This is a genomic window from Pseudomonas sp. BF-R-01, assembly GCF_019946615.1.
Lineage (GTDB): Bacteria > Pseudomonadota > Gammaproteobacteria > Pseudomonadales > Pseudomonadaceae > Aquipseudomonas > Aquipseudomonas migulae.
In genome coordinates, this window is sequence record NZ_JAGYFX010000109.1 from 1 (window position 1) to 19,200 (window position 19,200).

Annotated in this window: 17 protein-coding genes; 7 read left to right on the forward strand and 10 right to left on the reverse strand. The window is 60.9% G+C overall.

Annotation, left to right across the window (positions count from 1 at the left end):
• Positions 1–406: 406 nt before the first annotated feature.
• Positions 407–742, forward strand: coding sequence for a hypothetical protein (locus tag KGB27_RS26550; protein ID WP_008033343.1), 336 nt, complete (start codon positions 407–409; stop codon positions 740–742).
• A 51-nt stretch (positions 743–793) separates the two neighbouring features.
• Here KGB27_RS26550 and KGB27_RS26555 read toward each other — a convergent pair whose 3' ends face one another.
• From KGB27_RS26555 to KGB27_RS26580, 6 genes are all read right to left on the reverse strand, one after another.
• Positions 794–1,213, reverse strand: a complete 420-nt coding sequence (locus tag KGB27_RS26555; RefSeq protein WP_008033339.1) for an organic hydroperoxide resistance protein — start codon at positions 1,211–1,213, stop codon at positions 794–796.
• A 219-nt stretch (positions 1,214–1,432) separates the two neighbouring features.
• Positions 1,433–2,989 (reverse strand): amino acid permease, encoded by a 1,557-nt coding sequence (locus KGB27_RS26560; protein ID WP_223434970.1) that lies wholly within the window; start codon positions 2,987–2,989, stop codon positions 1,433–1,435.
• A 108-nt stretch (positions 2,990–3,097) separates the two neighbouring features.
• On the reverse strand, positions 3,098–4,258 hold the full coding sequence (locus KGB27_RS26565; RefSeq protein ID WP_008040449.1) for an iron-containing alcohol dehydrogenase: 1,161 nt from the start codon (positions 4,256–4,258) through the stop codon (positions 3,098–3,100).
• Positions 4,259–4,261: 3 nt separating this feature from the next.
• Positions 4,262–5,653, reverse strand: coding sequence for an aldehyde dehydrogenase family protein (locus KGB27_RS26570; RefSeq protein WP_223556932.1), 1,392 nt, complete (start codon positions 5,651–5,653; stop codon positions 4,262–4,264).
• Between the two features lie 7 nt (positions 5,654–5,660).
• The gene (locus tag KGB27_RS26575) at positions 5,661–7,034 is read right to left on the reverse strand and encodes a glutamine synthetase family protein (protein ID WP_008040447.1); all 1,374 of its coding nucleotides are present in this window, start codon (positions 7,032–7,034) and stop codon (positions 5,661–5,663) included.
• 159 nt (positions 7,035–7,193) lie between these two features.
• On the reverse strand, positions 7,194–7,679 hold the full coding sequence (locus KGB27_RS26580) for an adenosine-specific kinase (protein WP_008040446.1): 486 nt from the start codon (positions 7,677–7,679) through the stop codon (positions 7,194–7,196).
• Positions 7,680–7,864: 185 nt separating this feature from the next.
• Between KGB27_RS26580 and KGB27_RS26585 the strand changes: the two genes are divergently transcribed.
• The 3 genes from KGB27_RS26585 to KGB27_RS26595 all read left to right on the forward strand — a co-directional run bounded on the left by KGB27_RS26585 (position 7,865) and on the right by KGB27_RS26595 (position 9,831).
• Positions 7,865–8,254, forward strand: coding sequence for a c-type cytochrome (locus KGB27_RS26585; RefSeq protein ID WP_192228783.1), 390 nt, complete (start codon positions 7,865–7,867; stop codon positions 8,252–8,254).
• A gap of 103 nt (positions 8,255–8,357) precedes the next feature.
• Positions 8,358–9,065 carry a TetR/AcrR family transcriptional regulator gene (locus KGB27_RS26590; RefSeq protein ID WP_223556935.1) on the forward strand — a complete coding sequence of 236 codons (708 nt, stop codon included), beginning with the start codon at positions 8,358–8,360 and terminating at the stop codon, positions 9,063–9,065.
• Complete coding sequence (locus KGB27_RS26595; protein WP_223556937.1) at positions 9,055–9,831, forward strand: pyrroline-5-carboxylate reductase family protein; 777 nt, start codon at positions 9,055–9,057, stop codon at positions 9,829–9,831. Before KGB27_RS26590 ends, KGB27_RS26595 begins: the two co-directional genes overlap by 11 nt.
• A gap of 43 nt (positions 9,832–9,874) precedes the next feature.
• Here KGB27_RS26595 and KGB27_RS26600 read toward each other — a convergent pair whose 3' ends face one another.
• Positions 9,875–11,911, reverse strand: coding sequence for an NADH:flavin oxidoreductase (locus tag KGB27_RS26600; protein ID WP_223480511.1), 2,037 nt, complete (start codon positions 11,909–11,911; stop codon positions 9,875–9,877).
• Between the two features lie 314 nt (positions 11,912–12,225).
• Here KGB27_RS26600 and KGB27_RS26605 point away from each other — a divergent pair, with 314 nt between their 5' ends.
• Positions 12,226–13,131, forward strand: coding sequence for a glycine betaine ABC transporter substrate-binding protein (locus KGB27_RS26605; RefSeq protein WP_223556939.1), 906 nt, complete (start codon positions 12,226–12,228; stop codon positions 13,129–13,131).
• 24 nt (positions 13,132–13,155) lie between these two features.
• Here KGB27_RS26605 and KGB27_RS26610 read toward each other — a convergent pair whose 3' ends face one another.
• Both KGB27_RS26610 and KGB27_RS26615 read right to left on the reverse strand, forming a co-directional pair.
• Positions 13,156–13,722: a chorismate mutase gene (locus tag KGB27_RS26610; RefSeq protein ID WP_223449722.1), complete on the reverse strand. Its 567-nt coding sequence runs from the start codon at positions 13,720–13,722 to the stop codon at positions 13,156–13,158.
• Between the two features lie 152 nt (positions 13,723–13,874).
• Positions 13,875–14,237, reverse strand: a complete 363-nt coding sequence (locus KGB27_RS26615; RefSeq protein WP_223556940.1) for a hypothetical protein — start codon at positions 14,235–14,237, stop codon at positions 13,875–13,877.
• A gap of 424 nt (positions 14,238–14,661) precedes the next feature.
• On the opposite strand from KGB27_RS26615, the gene KGB27_RS26620 reads away from it, so the two are divergent.
• Positions 14,662–16,320, forward strand: coding sequence for a tetratricopeptide repeat protein (locus KGB27_RS26620; protein WP_223556941.1), 1,659 nt, complete (start codon positions 14,662–14,664; stop codon positions 16,318–16,320).
• Positions 16,321–16,353: 33 nt separating this feature from the next.
• Here the strand turns inward: KGB27_RS26620 and KGB27_RS26625 are convergent, their stop codons facing one another.
• Complete coding sequence (locus KGB27_RS26625) at positions 16,354–17,118, reverse strand: alpha/beta fold hydrolase (RefSeq protein ID WP_223556942.1); 765 nt, start codon at positions 17,116–17,118, stop codon at positions 16,354–16,356.
• Positions 17,119–17,334: 216 nt separating this feature from the next.
• On the opposite strand from KGB27_RS26625, the gene KGB27_RS26630 reads away from it, so the two are divergent.
• On the forward strand, positions 17,335–19,011 hold the full coding sequence (locus KGB27_RS26630; RefSeq protein WP_223481958.1) for an MFS transporter: 1,677 nt from the start codon (positions 17,335–17,337) through the stop codon (positions 19,009–19,011).
• Positions 19,012–19,200: the final 189 nt, after the last annotated feature.

The following is a 19,200-nucleotide window of genomic DNA, read 5'->3' on the forward strand; positions in this document are numbered from 1 at the left end:
CGATTTTACGGACGCCTTCGCCGGCAAGCCTGGCTCCTACAGGTTTGGCGTGAATCCCCAATCCCGGACATCCCCGCGATCCGTAGGAGCCAGGCTTGCCGGCGAAGGCGTCCGTAAAATCGCCATCGCCAGCAAGCCGGCTCCTACAGGTTTTGTGTGAGCCCCTAATCCCGGGCATCCCCCAATCCGTAGGAGCCGGCTTGCCGGCGAAGGCGTCCATGAAATCGCCATCGCCAGCAAGCCGGGCTCCTACAGGTTTGGGGTGATTCCATCATCCCGGACACCCCACGATCGCAGGCGCCAGGCTTGCCGAGGTGGGCGAATTGATACTAATTGGCCATCATTTCCGGTAGAGTATGCCCCGCCCGAGAGACGGATCCCGGGCGTTTACCCAAGGAGTCATTCAGTGAATCACCTCAGCAAAGTTGTTGCCGTTACCCTGTTCGGCCTGGTTCTGGCGGGTTGCACCGGCGCCCCGATGAAGACTCAGCAATACGATGCAAGCCAATACACGGTGGTTGGCCACAGTGAAGCGAGCGCCACGGGCCTGATGCTGTTCGGCGTCATCCCGATTCGCCAGAACAGCCGTTTTGTTCGCGCGCAAGACGCAGCGATCAAGGCCAAGGGCGGCGATGCACTGATCAACACTCAAGTGCAGGAAAACTGGTTCTGGGCGTGGGTCCTGAGCGGTTACACCACCAAGGTTTCCGGTGATGTGATCAAGCTGAAAAACGTTCAGTAAGCGATCGCCAGTGCAGCCTGCCGCAATGGCAGGCCGCACTTGTCGTCCCGGTCAGATCAGGTTGATCACGACATCGATGTTGCCACGGGTCGCCTTCGAATACGGGCAGGTCTGGTGCGCGGCATCCACCACCGACCGTGCGACGGCAGGGTCCAGGCCGGGAAGGCTGACGTTGAGGCGCGCTTGCAGGAAAAAGGCGTTTTCGGTCTTGCCCAGGTCTATTTCGGTATCGACAGACACGTCAGTCGGCAAAGTCACTTTCAACGCGATGGCTGCCTTGCCCATGGCGCCGATGAAGCAGGCCGACCAACCAGCGCCCAGCAGTTGTTCAGGGTTGGTGCCGCTGCCGGAAGAACCTATGGCGCTAAGCTTGACGTCCAGACGGCCATCGTCGCTTCGTGATTCGCCATTGCGGCCTCCGGTTGTGTGGGTCTTGCCGGTGTAAAGCACGGTGTCGATTTGATTGATCATGGCGGTTCCTGCTGAGGTTGGTGGGCGCTTCTAAATCGCTGTTCATCGGAAAACATCTGAATTTCCGATGTGGCCCACTTTTCCACTTCCATGTAATGCGGATGTGTCCTGAACCGGCGCTTGTGTATCGCCGTGTAAGATCACCGCGCAAAAATACACACTGATACAAATCGACAGTGACCGTAGGAGCGAGCTTGCTCGCTCCTACGGGTAAAGCCTTCACGCCTGCTTGTTCAACGCTGCCTCCGCCGCCGCAATTTCTGCCTGACGCTTGATGATCAGGTCGCCCATCGGCGGCCCCTGAAAGCGCCGCGCTTCAAAACCGAACCAGACGATGGCCGTCAGCACCAGGAAGCCGATGGTGATGTACAGCGCCCAATCATTCGGTGGCTGGATGCCGATGACGAAGATCACCACCATCGAGAGCACCGAGAGCACGGCGAACAAGGAGTAAAAAGCGTGCCCCATGTTCCACGGCCCCATGGTTGGCCACTTCGAGGTTCCGTAGGCGAACAGGCCCAGCACGATGGGAATGATGAAAGAGAAAAACAGGAAGATCACCGTGCAGGAGACCACGATGGTGTAGACCGGCGTTGCCCCGATCGAGATCACCGACGAGCCCCAGTCGAACAAGACCGCCAGGGTCGCACCGGTCCAGATGGCTGCCACCGGGCTGCGATATTTCGGCGAGACCGAGGCCAGTGCTTTCGAGCAGGGCAGGCCACCGTCGCGGGAGAACGCGAAGATCATGCGTGACACCGAGGTCACGGTCGCCAGCCCGCAGAGAAACTGCGAGATGAAAATCGCCACGTACAGCGCGAATTTCACGTTAGGGCTCACCTGGGCGTTCATGCCCCAGAAGAACACGTTCCAGCCCTGTTTCGCCGCTTCGTCCATGTTCGGCAGCATCAGCACGAACGAACAGAGCATCACCCAACCGAACAGCAACGACCAGATCACGGACATGACCATGCCGCGTGGCACCGACATCGCGGCATTGCGTGTCTCTTCGGAGGTATGCGCCGACGCGTCATAACCGGTGATGGTGTAGATCGGCAACAGCAGGCCGAGCATGAACACCCAGCTGTTCGACACCTGTGGCCAGACACTGCCGCCGGCTTCACCGGAATAGTTGCCGAAAGTCCACAACCGGGCGAACTCATAGCTGGGTGCGGAAATCAGGCAGACGATGGTCAGCGCGAGCGCCGTGGCGAAAATCAGGTAGCCCGAGAAGTCGGTGAGTTTCGCGGTCAGGCCGATGCCCAGATGGTTGCACAAGGCCTGGATGCCGGTCAGGATCGCCAGGAAAATCACCCTCACGGTGGTGGTGTCTTCCATTCCCAGCGCCGGTCCGAAGGCACCGAAAAAGAAGTAATAGGTGCCGACGTTGATCGCGCCAAGCACCGTGACCAGTCCCAGCAGATTGAACCAGGCTGTCAGCCAGCCGGTGAAGCGGTTTCCGAGAATCGAGCCCCAGTGATAGAGACCGCCAGCGGTGGGGTAGGCCGAAGAAATCTGCGCCATGGCCAGCGCGAACACCCCGGAGATCAGGCAACCGATGGGCCAGCCGATGCCAATCGCCGCACCCCCTGCGCCCGAGGTGCCCTGGGCCAGTGAGTTAATGCCGCCTGAAAGGATGCAGATGATCGAAAAGGAAATCGCGAAGTTGGAGAAAACACCCATTCGTCGCGAGAGTTGCTGGGCGTAGCCCATGCTGTGCAGCACCTTGACGTCCTCGTCGTGCGCGTCGGTGCCGGGCTGGCTTGCTGGGTTCATGCTGTGTACCCCATCAGGTTTTGATTCAATCCATTGGCGTGTGCGCAATGGGCTGGCCTTCAACACCTTGTCGTACTGCTCCTTTTTCCAACCGATACTGCTCTGGATCTAAACGCGGCCGTGATAAGCCGCGTCGAAAATGCTGGCCACACCGAGCTTGGTCAATGGCAGGGGATTGCCGCTGGCCGAGGGATCGACAATCGCCATGTCCGCGATCAGGTCGGCCTGCCGGTCATCCACGCCCAACTCAACCAGCGTGTGCGGCACGCCGATGTCTTTGCGCAGCTTGAGCACGAAGGCCAGAAAACTGTCGAAGCCGGGGGAGGGCAGGCGCAGATAAGCCGCGAGGCGGATGATGCGTTCCTCGATGGCCGGGCGATTGAACTGCAACACATACGGCATGAACGTGGCATTGGTCATGCCGTGATGGGTGTCGTACAGCGCGCCCACCGGATGCGAGAGCGCGTGCATTCCACCGAGGCCTTTCTGGAACGCGGTGGCGCCCATCGCGGCGGCGGCGAGCATGTGTGCGCGCGCTTCGAGGTCCGAAGGTGTATGGACGGCGCGCACCAGAGCGTTGGCCACCAGGCGCATGCCTTCCACCGCAATGCCGTCGGCCAGCGGGTGAAAACCGGGAGCGCAATATGCCTCCAGGCAATGGGCGAACGCATCCATGCCGGTGCCGGCGGTGACTTTTGCCGGCATGCCCACGGTGAGTGCCGGATCGCTGATGACCACGCGCGGCATCATTTTCGGGTGGAAGATGATGCGTTTGGTGTGCGTGCGCTCGTCGATGATCACCGCCGCACGGCCGACTTCGGAACCGGTTCCCGCTGTGGTCGGCACGGCAATCACCGGGGCGATGTGGCTGTCGTCGGCTCGGGTCCAGTAGTCGCCGATGTCTTCGAAATCCCACACCGGTCGGGTCTGGCCGCTCATGAACGCGATGAGCTTGCCCATGTCCAGGCCGCTGCCACCGCCGAAGGCAACCACGCCATCGTGCTGGCCGGTGCGCCAGGCTTCGAGCCCACCGGCCAGGTTGGCCTCGACCGGATTGGGCTTGAGGTCACAAAACAGCGCGACGCCAAGGCCGGCGGCGCGCAACGCATCCACCGCCGCCGTGGTGATCGCCGCACGCCCCAGGCCGCTGTCGGTGACCAGCAGCGGGCGTTGGATACCCTGGCTGCGGCAAATCTCGGCCAGCTCGGCGATGCGCCCGACACCGAAGCGAATGCTGGTGGGGTAGTTCCAGTTTCCAGTCAGGTTCATGGCCTACACCTCGTGGCGCAGATGAAAGGATTTGGCGCGGGTCAGGTGCTCGTAGCCCAGGCGCGACAGGGTGACGCCGCGTCCGCTGTTCTTGACCCCGGTCCAGGCCAGCGCCGGGTCGAGGTAATCGCAGCGGTTCATGAACACGGTGCCGGTGGCGATCTCGTTGCCGAGGCGTTCGGCGGCGGCGAGGTCCTCGGTCCAGATCGACGCGCTGAGTCCGAACTCACTGTCGTTCATCAAGGCGATGGCTTCTTCGTCGCCAGTCACCGGCATGATGCCGACTACAGGGCCGAAGCTTTCGTCGCGCATCACCGACATTTCATGAGTGACGTCCACCAGTACCTGCGGCGCCATATAGGCGCTGCCCGGTGCGTCGGCGGGAAACGCCTTCGGATCGATCAGCGCCTTGGCGCCCTCGGCCAGCGCGTCGGCAATCTGTCCGCGAACAAAATCTGCGGCGGCCGGCGAGACCATCGGACCCAGCGTGGTGGCTTCGTCCAGCGGGTTGCCCAACACGTACTGGCGAGTCAAATCGGCGAAGCGCTCGACGAAGGCGGGATAGATTTTCTCGTCCACATAGATGCGCTCGACCGCGCAGCAGCTTTGCCCGGAGTTGAAGAAGCTGCCGTCCACCAGGTTTTCCACGGCGTATTCGAGATTGGCGTCGGCGCGAACGTAGGCCGGGTCTTTGCCGCCGAGCTCCAGGCCCATGCCGATGAAATCCGTGATGGCTGCTTGTTGGACTTGCAGGCCAGCGTCCACCGAACCCGTGAAGTTCACCTGTTGTACGTCGCCGGTGACGATGGCTACTGTGGTACTGGCATGACTGAGCAGCAGGTTCTGGAACAACCCTTCAGGCAGATTGGCTCGGCGAAAAGCTTCAGCGAAACGCTCGCCGACCAGCAGGGTTTGCGAGGCGTGTTTGAGGATCACGCTGTTGCCCGCCATCAACGCCGGAATAATCGTGTTGACGGCGGTCAGATAGGGGTAATTCCACGGGGCGATCACGAGCACCGTACCTAGCGGCTCGCGCTTGATGTAACGCCGAAAACCCGCGACCGGTGCAGGCTCAACGGCTGCAAGCGCTTCAGGCGCAATAGCGATCATATGCCGGGCCCGCTCTTCGAAACCGCGCAGCTCGCCAGCGCCATAACGCACCGGTCGACCCATTTGCCAGGCCAGCTCCGGCACGATTTCATCTTTCATGGCGAGCATCGCGTCCACAGCGGCACTGCAAAAAGCTGCACGCTCGCTCAGTGATCGGCGCTTCCATTGCGCCTGGGCCGTTGCAGCCGCCTCAAGCGCCTGAAGGAGCCGGGCGGTATCTATTTGTTGGCGTTCGACGTACACCCGGCCATCGACCGGAGAAATAAGCTGAATCTTCGCAGTCATGGTGTGCTCAATAGCGCTCGAAGCCGCGCTGCAGTTCCCAGTCGGTGATCCGCCGGTCGTACTCTTTCTGCTCCCACTCGGCGGTGTGCACGTAGTGATCGACCACTTCATCGCCGAACGCCTCGCGCAACATGCTCGACCCCTTGAGGGCGGAGCAGGCATCGCGCAGGGTTTTCGAGACTTCCGGCAAATGCTCATCGAGGTAGGCATCGCCCTCGAACGGCGCGGCGAGTTCGAGCTTCTCGTCGATCCCGGCCAGGCCCGCCGCGATCAGCGCGGCAAAGGCCAGATAAGGGTTGAGGTCGGCGCCGCCGATGCGGCATTCGATGCGGATGGATTTGCTGCCTTCGGCACACAAACGAAAGCCGGCGGTGCGATTGTCGCGGCTCCAGACCGCCCGCGTCGGCGCGAAAGTGCCGGCCTGGAAGCGCTTGTACGAATTGATGTAGGGCGCCAGGAAGCAGGTGATGTCGTTGGCGTACTTGAGCTGCCCGGCGACCCAGGCGCGCATCAGTTTCGACATGCCGAACTCGGCTTTGGCATCGAAGAACAATGGCTTCTTGGCGTTCTTGTCCCACAGCGAATTATGGATATGGCTGCTGGACCCGGCGGCGTCATAACGCCACTTGGCCATGAACGTGATCGCCTTGCCTTGCAGCTGCGCGATCTCTTTGCAGGCGTGCTTGATGATGACGTGGTGGTCGGCCATGGTCATGGCATCGGCGTAACGAATGTTGATTTCTTCCTGGCCGGGGCCCCATTCGCCCTTGGAGTTTTCCACGGGAATGCCCGACGCTTGCAGATGCTTGCGAATCGCCCGCAGCACCGGTTCCTCGCGGGTGGTCTGGAGGATGTTGTAATCCTCGATGTAATGCCCGGCGGTTTTCGGTTGGTGATAGTTGCGCTGGTGGATCGCCTCGTAGCTCTCATCGAACAGGTAGAACTCGAGCTCCGAAGCGAACATGCCGGTGTAGCCCCGTTCACGCAGGCGCTCGACCTGTTTTTTCAGAATCGCCCGCGGGCTGTGGGGCAAGTCCTTTCGATGGTGATGATCGAGCACATCGCAGAGCACCAGCGCCGTGCATTCCAGCCAGGGCACGCGCCGCAGCGTGGACATGTCCGGTTTGAGCACGAAGTCGCCATAGCCTTTGCTCCAACTGGCTGCGGCGTAACCCGGCACCGGTTCCATGTCGATGTCGTCGGCCAGCAGGTAATTGCAGCAGTGGGTTTCTTCGTGGCCGCTGTCGATAAAAAACTCGACCTGGAAGCGCTTGCCGACCAGGCGTCCCTGCATGTCGACCATGCAGACCAATACGGTGTCGATTTCGCCAGCGGCAGCCGCGCGCTTGAGTGCATCAAAGCTGAGGAGGGGCTCGGTCATCACGTCAATCCTGCGTGAAAGGGTTGGGCCTGTCTGAGATAGCTGTTGCAGACGCTCTCCAGAACAACCAAAACCCTGCAGAATCGAGCATCGTGAGCAATAAGCTGATCCAAGCTTAGCCTACTGTTGAAAACTGCAAGTCCTTATGAGCCGCTAAATTCACAGCTTGTAGCCAATCTGCCGCAACAGGTTTTTGCGCCACAGAATGTCTTCGTCGCCTTCAATTTCCTTGGCGCAGAAGCCATCCACCACACCCAGAATCGCGCGTCCCTGTGCTGTCTCGGCGAGCACCACTTCAGTGGGGTTGGCGGTTGCGCAAAAGATCCGGCACACCTCTGGAACCGTCTTGACCGTGTTCAATATGTTCAGCGGATAGAAGCCGTCACCCAGGAAGATGATGAAGCTGTGCCCGGCGCCGATGGCTTGGGCATTGCTCTGGGCCAGTTTGATCATGGCGGGATCGGTGCCGGACCAGCGCACCATGCATTTGCCCGAGGCTTCGCAAAAAGCCACGCCGAAGCGGATGCCTGGCACTGCGTTGATCAACGCTTCGTGAATGTCCTCGACGGATTTGATGAAGTGGGTCTGGCCCAGAATGAAATTCGTGTCTTGCGGCTTGTCGATTTTCTGCGTGATGAGTTGCATCTCGAACACCTCCTTTCACGACGGTGTTGCCAGGGGCTGGCAACCGTTCAAGTCTCACGATTCATTTTAGGAGATTCGCGCCCAGGCCGACGCTTGAGCGACCGGCGCACGTCGGGCGGCGGTAATCGGGTAAGGTAGGCGCGAAAATGCACCGGGTGCGCCGATTGACTTCACTGGAACCGAACATGATGAAAGCTGTAACCCTCACCTTCGTCCTTTCACTGACCGCAGGGGCATTTTGCACGCCGGCGGCAGCGGCGGGGGATGCTGAAGCCGGGGCGAAACTGTTCACGCGGATCTGCGGCGGCTGCCATCAGGTGGGCGAGTCGGCGCGGGGCGGCTTCGGCCCGCAACTCAACGGTATTTTCGGCCGTCCCTCGGGAAGCGTGACGGACTACCAGTACTCCGACGCGATGAAATCCGCCGGCATTGTCTGGACGCGCGAGACACTGACGGCTTACCTCGAAGCGCCGAAGAAAGTGGTGCCCGGCACCCGGATGATTTTCTGGGGGCTCAGCGATCCGCAGAAGATCGAGGATGTGCTGGCGTACTTGCAGACGTTTCAGCCGCAGTAATCGAATGCGTCGTTGAAATGTACGTCGATGTACATTTTGTGTACGCACGAGGGCGTGCAGCGTAGAGTGGAGCGACATTTTCAGAACACGGTGGTACCCGAGGATGTCGCAGACAGGAAAGACACGGACCAAGGCACAGGACGCCGGCTGGCGCGGCTCGGTCAATGGCTGGCTGGACGCCGCCTACGATGCCCTCAAGGAATCCGGTGTGGACGCGGTGCGCGTGATGCCGCTGGCCAAGCGGCTGAACCTGTCGCGCACCAGTTTCTATTGGTTCTATGAGGATCGCGAGCAACTGCTGGCGGCGCTCCTGACCCGCTGGCGCGACAAGAACACCGGCGGGCTGATCAGCCAGTGCGAGAGTTACGCCGAAAGCATTTCCGAAGCCATCCTCAACGTTTTCGAATGCTGGGTGAACCCCGAGCTGTTCGACTCGCAGTTCGAGTTTGCCGTACGCAGTTGGGCGTTGCAGTCCACCGAGGTGGCCGACGAAATCGCCGCGGCTGACGAGGCGCGGATCAATGCCCTGGCCGGCATGTTTCGCCGGTTCGGCTACGAGACCGACGCCGCCGATGCGCGGGCCAGGACGATCTACCTCACGCAGATCGGCTACATCTCGATGAAAACCACTGAGGATATCGTCGTGCGTTTCCGGCGCATTCCGCAGTACGTCACGGTGTTTACCGGCAAGGCACCGAAGCGTCGCGAGCTCGACCGTTTTTTTGGCAAGTTCGGCTACGCGGAAAAAGAGCCGGGTGTTTTCGTGTCGCTGGTCGACACCTTCGAGGAGGCCACGCCCGATGCCGAATAGAACCCTGGGCATCATCGGCGGCACCGGCTGGTTGGGCCGTGCAATCGCTGATGCGGTGCTGGAAAGCGGCTTCATCGCTGCCGATTGCCTGCTGATTTCGAACCGTTCCGGCAGCAGCACGTTCGGGCCAGACGTGCGGGTGCTGGCGGATAACCAGGCGTTGGTTGAGCTTAGCGACGTCGTGGTGTTGTCGATCCGCCCGGAGCAATTTCGTGAACTGCAGATCGACGCCCGGGGCAAACGGGTGATTTCACTGATGGCCGGTGTTCCGGCGGCGACCATCAGCGCCGCCACCGGTGCGCAAGTCGTGGTGCGGGCGATGCCGAATGCAGCTGTGGAAATCCGCCAGTCATTCACCCCTTGGTACAACGCCGGTGAGTTGAGCGAACAGGACCGCGAGTGGGTGCAACGACTTTTTGAATGCGTCGGTTCGGCGGACGAAGTGCCCAATGAGGATTGCATCGATTACCTCAGTGCACTGTCCGGCACCGGGCCTGCTTTCCCGGCCATGCTTTACAGGGCGCTGGTTGAATCGGCGGTGGCCGCGGGGATTCCCGAGGCGATCGCACAACGTGCCGCGCACGGCGTGGTGGTGGGTGGTGGTCAGTTACTGGCCAGCCGTGATCCCCTGCAAATGATCGACGCCCTCATGGCTTATCGCGGTGTGACGGCAGCGGCGTTGCAGTCGATGGCTGATCAACATATCGACACCATCGTTGGCCAGGCTGTACAGGCCGGTGCGGCTGTCGCCCGACGCGGGATGTAAAAAAGAGGGAGCAAAAGCTCCCTCGATTGATGTTTGGCGAGGTTCAGATTTCCTTCACCAACCGCAAGGCATCGTAGATCGCCGCATGCGTGTTGCGGGCCGCCACGGCGTCACCGATCCTGAACAGCTGGAAACGCCCTTGAGGGTTGGTGACGATGTGTTGCGCGTGACCAGCAATCAGGTCGTGCTGTTCCACCGCGCCGCCATTGCTTGAGTGAGGGCGAAGATCGAAATACAGGTCGTCCAGCGGCAGCGTGCCGTGGTTGACCACGACCTGATCGACGACACGCTGTTTGTTGACCTTGCCGTAGTCGCTGCCGAAGGTCGCGACCAGCTTGCCATCGCGCTTTTCCACCGACTCGACGCGGTACGTGACGGTAAAAGTGACGTCGAGGTCTTGCAGGCTGCGCATGTAGGGCACCAGGTTCATCGCCATCACTTCCGGCGCAAATGCACGGTCGGGCGTGACGATCTCCACGGTCGCGCCGCTTTGTGCGATGACTTCGGCAGCCTGCAAGGCGGCATGGTCGCCGGCATCATCGAAAATCAGCACGTTGCGGCCAGGCTTGATGTCGCCGGAAATAATGTCCCAGGTCGACACCACCAGTTCGTTGCCTCTGGCAAGCACCTCGGTGTCGGGCAGGCCTCCGGTCGCGACGATGACCACGTCCGGCTCGTGGGCCAGCACGGTGTCGGCTTCCGCCCAGGTGTTGAAGTGAAACTTCACGCCAAGGCGCTCGCACTGCGCCATTCGCCAGTCGATGATGCCGATCATTTCGCGGCGGCGTTCGTTCAGGGACGTCAGCCGGATCTGCCCGCCGGGCCGGTCCGCCGCTTCCAGCACGGTGACGTCGTGGCCGCGTTCGCCCGCGACACGCGCTGCTTCCAGCCCGGCAGGGCCGGTGCCGATGATCAACACTTTGCGTTGGCGCGCCGCCTTGGGAATCTCGTGGGGCATGGTGGTTTCGCGACCGGTCGCCGCGTTGTGAATGCAGTAGGCGGCGCCGCCCTGATAGATCCGGTCCAGGCAATAGTTCGCGCCCACGCAAGGGCGGATGTCTTCCTCGCGCTTCTCGATGATCTTGCGCACGATATGCGGATCGGTCATGTGCGCGCGGGTCATGCCCACCATGTCGACCTTGCCCGAGGCAATCGCGTAGCGCGCCGTGGCGACGTCGGGAATCTTCGCCGCGTGGAAGGTCGGGAAACCCGTCGAAGCGCGGATCTCACCGGCGAAATCAAGGTGCGGCGAGTTGCGCATGCCCTGGATCGGGATGACATCGGTCAGGCCCGCGTCGGTGTCGATGTGGCCGCGCACCACGTTGAGGAAATCGATCAGCCCGCTGTCCTTGAGCATGTGCGACACCTGCATCCCTTCACTGGCGTTGAAGCCGCCCGGCAGCGTTTCGTCGCCGGTGTAGCGCACACCCAGCAGGAAGTTTTCGCCGACACGCTGGCGAATCCCGCGCAGGATGTCGAAGGTAAAGCGCATGCGGTTTTCCAGCGAGCCGCCATAAGGGCCGTCGAGATCGTTGGTCAGCGGCGACCAGAACTGATCCATCAAATGCCCGTAGGCCTGCAATTCCAGCCCGTCCATGCCGGCGGCCTGCATGCGTTCGGCCGCGTCCACGTAGTCCTTGATGATCCGCTCAATGTCCCAGTCTTCCATCTTCTTGGGGAACGAGCGGTGCGACGCCTCGCGGCGGTGCGAAGGCGAGACCACGGGCAACCAGTCGGCCTTGTCCCAGCGAGTGCGCCGGCCCAGGTGGGTCAACTGGATCATGACCGCGGCGCCATGTTCGTGGCATTCATCGGTCAGGTCCTTGAGCCATCCGACCACCTCGTCCTTGTAGGCCAGCACATTGTTGAACACCGGCGGGCTGTCCCGGGAGACCGCTGCCGAGCCCGCCGTCATGGTCAGGGCAACCCCGGCCTTGGCGCGCTCGACGTGGTAGGCGCGATACAGCGCCTGGGGCATGCCGTCGATAGGGTAGGCCGGCTCGTGCGCCGTGGTCATGATCCGGTTTCTGAGGGTCAGGTGCTTGATCTTGTAGGGTTGCAGCAAGGGATCGCTGGACATCGTGGTGCGCTCCAAAGTGGGCTTCATCAGGCTCGGCGACTTGAAATTAGGATAAATGTACATAGGTGTCAATTGCTCATGACACACGTGTACATTTTTCTTGCGCAACACAAAAGTCACCGATAAGATCAGGCTCGAAAGGGTGCAGAGGAGCGACAGTCGTGCCCGGCACGATGTGAAAAGGATTGCGAGGGATTCGGTGGAGAAGGGCTGTGCTGCCCGAATTCGAAGCAGCGAAGACTGCACTGTTCACGACCGTAAGGCCGTTCAAACGAAGACAACCTGCCTATCACCGTAAAATAGGAAGACGCCTGATGAACGCTCATTCGTATCGAAAAACAGCCTGTGCCTGCCTGTTCGGACTGGCGCTTGGAACCCACGCGGCGCTGACTCAGGCGGCGGAACAGCAACCTGTGCGCATTGGTTGGGTCAACTGGTCCGACACCGAAATCACCGTCAAGCTCGCCACCACCGCGTTGCAGGAACATCTAAAACAACCGGTGAAACTGGTGATGGCCGACATCGGCATTCAGTTCCAGGCCCTGGCCAACGGCAATATCGACCTCATCCCGATGGTCTGGCTGCCGAGTACCCACAAGGCGTTCTACGACAAATACAAGGACCGGCTCGAAGACCTCGGCGTGCTCTATGAAGGACGTATCGGCATGACGGTGCCGACCTCGGTGCCGATCAGCGAAGTGGCGAGCGTAGAGGACCTGAACAAACCGCAGGTCAGGGAAAAGCTCGACGGCAAGATCCTCACGTCCGAGGTCGGCAACGGCCAGTACAAGCTCACGGTCAAGGCCATCGAGGAGTACAAGCTCGACGGTTACAAGCTGGTGGCCTCATCGGAATCCGGCATGCTCAACGAGTTGGACCGTAACCTCAAACGCGGCAAATGGTCGTTGGTCAATGCCTGGAGTCCGCACTGGATGTTCTCCAAATATCCGCTGCGCTATCTGGATGATCCCAAGAAAGTCTTTGGCGGCGCCGAGCAGATTCACGCCATGGCGCGCAAGGGCTTCAGCCAGGAGTATCCGGAAGTGGCGTACTTCTTCGCCCACTACTCGATCCCTCAGGCTGATCTCGAAGCGTTGATGATGCAGGCGCGCCAAAGCTCTTCCGACCAGGCCGTCGCCGCTTATTACGCCGCCAACAAGCCCCGTTTCGAAGCGATGTTCGAGAAGGGCGCGCAGAGTGTCAGCAGTCGCCAGCCTTGAGTGCACTGGCAGACGGCAGGTGACTCATCGACCGATGATGCACAAATCCCCGGTGGCGCGGATCAATGCCTGGCCATGCAGGCCATCCTTGATCAGCGCCGACCGCTCTTTGGCCAGCCACTGGGCGCAGTTCGGGTCTTTGCGATAGGGCGCGAAATCGGCGTAGTGCTGCAACAGGCGGTTTTGCAGCTCATCCAGCTGTGGCCGGATTTGATTGGCAAGGTCCGGTCGCGGCACATCGGGCGCGTTGCCTGCCGCTTGCCATTGCGCGAGCAGTCCGTATTGCACCAGTTTGTTGGCTTCGATCTGTGCGGCGATCAGCTCGGCGATTTCGTCCGGGTCGAGTTTGCGGGTAACCGCTTGATTCCTGGCATTGGCGATGACTTGTGCTTCCCGGGCGCTGTCCTGGATCGGTTTGTGGCTGTCCCATTTGGTCAGCGCCACCAGATCAGCAATGTTCAGGCGTTCGTTTATCGTCACCAGCAGCGGTTGCAAACTGGCGGGCGCCGGGGAGGGCGTGCCGGCTTGTGCGCCGCAAGCGAGTAAACCGGACAGGGCGCAGGTCAGCAGCAGGCGTGGGGAGCAAAACATGGGCAACCTCATTGGATACGGGACTCGCAATCAGGAGCTATGTATCACAGGTGTGCCAGTGGCATTAAGGGGGAGCTGATTTTATTTGTGCACGAAAAAGCCCGGCGGGTCAGGCCGGGCTTCTTTTTGAGTACCGCGGTAGGGTTATTCATTCATACGGCGCGGCTTTCGATCAGACGGTCAGAGCCACCTTCGGCAACGCGGTTTTCGATCAGACGGTCAGAGCCACCTTCGGTAACGCGGTTTTCGATCAGACGGTCGGAACCACCTTCAGCGACGCGGTTTTCGATCAGACGGTCGGAGCCACCTTCGGCAACGCGGTTTTCGATCAGGCGATCGGAGCCACCTTCGGCAACACGGTTTTCGATCAAACGATCTGAACCACCCTCAGCCACACGGCTTTCAATCAACCGATCCGAACCGCCTTCAGCGACAACCGGGTGAGCAGACGAAGCGGCAAAAGCGTTAACTGCAAAAACCGAGAAAGCGATGCTGAGGAAGAGTTGGCGTTTCATGGTGGTGTGCTCCGGGGTGTAGTTGTTTGGTATGGAGCTGATGGTACGCCGCACAATTTTTAAGAGAACTTCATTGAGTTGATGGTGACTATCGACGCCGGCAATGGTTTGCCAATGATGCGAAAGGGCGTCTGGGCGCATGCCTGCTCAGTACCGCATCCCCCTGTAGGAGCCAGCTTGCTGGCGATGGAGTGTCAGCTAAGGAAATGTCGACTGACACACCATCGCCAGCAAGCTGGCTCCTACAGGGGGGGCTGGTGAGTAATGTCCTAAAAACTCCATGGCGCCAGCCTGTCGTCGGCTGCACCGCCCGGTCGGAGCAGCCGGGGTATGCTGGATCTCCCGAACTATCGACGGTCTCCGGCAAGTCAGGCCGTGAGGCGTTTTCTGCGAGGTTCCAGGCTCTGATCGAGAGGGTAAACCGATGCACGACTATTACGATTTGGGCACCTACAGCCGCCCCGTAACGACGCGTTCGCCACAGGCTCAGCTTTGGTTCGACCGCGGATTATTGTGGTGCTACGGCTACAACCACGATGAATCCATCCGCTGTTTCCGCAAGGCGATCGAACACGACCACGATTGCGCGATGGCCTACTGGGGAATCGCCTATGCCAGCGGCCCCAATTACAACAAGCGCTGGGACGCGTTTATCGAACAGGAGTTGAAAGACGCCGTCGCCCAGGCCCGACTGGCGACGCGTACTGCGCTGGCGCATTGCGACGGTGCCAAACCGGTGGAACAAGCGCTGATCCGGGCGCTTGAGCAACGCTATCAGGCCGACGCTGCCGACAGTGTTGAACAACTATTCACCTGGAACGATGCCTACGCGGCGTCGATGCGCGATGTCTATAAAGCCTTTCCCGACGATCCCGATGTGGCGGCGCTGTTTGCCGAAGCCTTGATTGACCGCACACCCTGGCTGCTGTGGGATCTGAAAACCGGTGAACCCGCGCCGGGCGCCGACACCCTCGAAGCGCTGGCTGTGCTGGAGCAGGCGCTGGGCGGTGCGCCGCACCCCGGCGTGCTGCATATGTACGTCCACACCCTGGAAATGTCACCCCATCCCGAACGCGCGTTGCGCGCCGCCGATGTTCTGCGCGACCTGGTGCCGGACGCCGGGCACCTGCGCCACATGCCGTCGCACATCGATGTGCTCTGCGGCGATTACCGTGGGGCCATGAACACCAATAGCCAAGCGATCCTGGCCGACCGAAAATTCCTGGAGCGGGAAGGGCCGCTCAACTTCTACACCCTGTATCGATGCCACAACTACCACTTCAAACTCTACTCGGCGATGTTCCTCGGGCAATACCAACCGGCGCTGGACGCCGCCGAAGAGCTGATGTCGACCATCAAGGAAGAACTGCTGCGCGTCGAACAACCGCCCATGGCCGACTGGCTGGAAAGCTTCGTGTCAATGAAGGTGCATGTGCAGATCCGCTTCGGCAAATGGCAGGACATCCTCGCCACTCCATTACCCAATGACCAGGAACTGTACTGCGTGACCACCGCGATGCTGCATTACGCCAGAGGCGTGGCGCACGCGGCCAACGGGCATATTGCCGCCGCGCAAGCCGAACAACGGCTGTTCATCAATGCGCTGACCCGCGTGCCGCCAACGCGTTACCTCTTCAACAATAAATGCACCGACATCCTGGCGGTGGCCGGCGCCATGCTGCACGGGGAAATCGAGTACCGAAAAGGCAACTACGACAGCGCGTTCGCTCACCTGCGCGAGGCGCAGTCACTGGACGACAACTTGCCGTACGACGAGCCATGGGGCTGGATGCAACCGGTGCGACACGCGCTGGGTGCGCTGCTGCTGGAGCAGGGCCGGGTGGAAGAAGCCTTGCAGGCCTACCGGGCCGATCTGGGGCTGGACGACACGCTGAGCCGTGCGTCCTGGCATCTGGACAATGTCTGGAGCCTCCACGGTTATGTGGAGTGCCTGAAACGCTTGGGGCGGGACGCCGAAGCCGCTGCTGCCCGGACCCGCCTCGATCTGGCCATGGCGCGGGCCGATGTGGAAATCACCGCCTCCTGTTTTTGCCGTGTCGGGGCGCGCTGCTGTCAGGGCTGAACTCGCCGGAAACGGGCGCCACGACGCCCGTTTTCAGGCATCGAGAAACGCGTCGATCATTGGCACCAGCCATTCGGTGCGCGTGGTCACCTGCATGTGATCGGTGCCGGGGAGCACGGCAAGCTGCGCGTGTGCCAGGCGCCGGAACATCTGCACGGCATGTTCGGGGCGGATGACGTCGGCATCGCCGACCACCACCAATGTCGGCGCGGTGATGCGGCGGATATCGTCGTCGGGGATGTCCTTGAAATCGCGCATGCGCCGGGCTGCCTTGTCATGCATCAGCCGCAGATTGCCGGGCTGCGGCGCGACCTTGAGATACGCCTCCTGCAACTCTGGCGGCATGTTCTCCAGCGTGGCGTTGGCCATCGCTTCCCAGAGCCACGGATAGGCACCGTCACGATTGACCAGCGCCGACGCCGCCACGATTTTGCGAACGAGGTCCGGATGCCTGATCGCCACCTGCAAGGCGATGGTGCCGCCATTGCTGAAACCGAACAGGTCCGCTCGCCCAATGTGCAGATACGCGAGCAAGGCCGCCGTGTCGTCCGCGGATTGCTCGAAGCTGAACGGACGGTCGACGATGTCCGCTGTGTGCCCATAACCCTGTTGTTCGATGGCAATGACCTGACGCTCAGCCGCCAGCACCGGCAGGATCTGACCGAATGAGGTTTCAAGGGTGTCGCCGCCGCCATGCAGCAGGACGAGGGGCGGTCGCGTGGGGTGCGCTGCGCCGTGAATCTCGAAATAGATCCGCAGGCCATTGACGGGGGCGTAGCCGGTTTTGCGCTGATTCATGGCGGGTTCTCCGCGTATTTGAGGGTTTGCAGGCTGGCGAGTGGATATCTGCACGAAGGTGATTATGCTTCATGAAACCTTGCAGTGATGTGAGGCGGTCAGCCTGTTGCCAGGCTTTGTGCATTCCGTAGTCCGATAACTTCAGCCCCAGGGCCTGGGTGCGACGATGCTAGTGAGGTGCTCCGGCCTACAACAAGAGCAAGACGGAGAAGACTCATGGCCGCAATCGACAACACCACCACGGGCAACGTGCCCAACCACGGGATCACCAGGGAGGAACGCAAGGTCATCTTCGCCTCGTCCCTGGGCACCGTGTTCGAATGGTACGACTTCTACCTTTACGGCTCTCTCGCCGCGATCATCGCCAAGCACTTCTTTGCCGGCGTCAACGAGACAACCGCCTTCATCTTCGCGCTGCTCGCGTTCGCTGCGGGGTTTGCCGTGCGGCCTTTCGGCGCGATTGTGTTTGGTCGACTGGGCGACATGATCGGACGCAAGCACACCTTCCTGATCACCATTGTCATTATGGGTATCTCCACCGCCATCGTCGGGTTTCTGCCCGGCTACGCGACCATCGGCGTCGCGGCGCCGATCATCCTGATCACCTTGCGACTGCTGCAAGGCCTGGCGTTGGGCGGTGAGTACGGCGGGGCGGCGACCTACGTCGCGGAGCATGCGCCGAAGGGCAAGCGCGGCTATTTCACTTCGTGGATTCAAACCACCGCGACCCTCGGTCTGTTCCTGTCGCTGTTGGTGATCCTCGCCTGCCGCACCGTTCTCGGTACGGAAGCGTTCGAGGCCTGGGGCTGGCGGATTCCGTTCCTGCTGTCGATCCTGTTGCTGATCATCTCGGTGTACATCCGCCTGCAACTCAGCGAATCACCGGTGTTCCTGAAAATGAAGGCCGAGGGCAAGTCGTCCAAAGCGCCGCTGACCGAATCTTTCGCCCGTTGGGAAAACCTCAAAATTGTGATCATGGCGCTGCTCGGCGGTACTGCCGGCCAGGCTGTTGTCTGGTACACCGGGCAGTTCTATGCGCTGTTCTTCCTCCTGCAAATGCTCAAGATCGACCCGCAGACCGCCAACCTGCTGATCGCCGGTTCGCTGCTGATCGGCACGCCGTTCTTCGTGATATTCGGCAGCCTGTCCGACCGCATCGGCCGTAAGGGCATCATCATGGCCGGCTGCATTCTGGCGGCGGTGACTTACTTCCCGATCTTCCATGCGTTGACCCAGTACGGTAACCCCGACGTGTTCGCGGCACAGGCGAAAAACCCGGTCACGGTGGTCGCTGATCCAGACCAGTGTTCGTTCCAGTTCGACCCGGTGGGCAAAGCCAAATTCACCAGTTCCTGTGACCTTGCCAAGACGGTACTGGCGAAGAAAGCCATCCCCTACATCAACGAAAAAGCCGAGCCGGGCACCATTGCGCAGGTTCGCATTGGCGGCAAAGTGGTCGAGAGCTTCGAGGGCACCGGCATGCCGGCCGCCGACTTCAAGACCCGCAACGATGCCTTCGTCGCGACCCTTGGCACCTCGCTCAAGGACGCCGGTTACCCTGAGAAGGCGGATCCGGCGAAGACCAATTACCCGATGGTGTTGTTGCTGCTGACCATCCTGGTGATCTACGTGACCATGGTCTATGGCCCTATCGCGGCGTGGCTGGTGGAACTGTTCCCGGCGCGTATCCGCTACACCTCGATGTCGTTGCCGTACCACATTGGCAATGGCTGGTTTGGCGGTTTCCTGCCGACGGTTGCGTTTGCCATGGTCGCGGCCACGGGGGATATCTACTACGGGCTTTGGTATCCGATCGTGATTGCGGTGATGACGGCTATTCTTGGGACGTTCTTTTTGCCGGAAACCAAGGATCGGGAGATTCATCACACCTAGGGTTGGGAGGGTTTTTGGGATTGGGTGGGGGTATATCCGTTGCTGCGGTGATGGCGGCTGGCGGTTTCGCCCTTACGGCGAGTCACTTGGAAGAGCCCCAAGTAACCAAGGGCTCTTGCCCCTTTCGTTCGGTGCCTCGCCTAGGCTCGGCATGCCCTCGCTCCGGTCCTGCTCCGTGGGCCCGCCGCC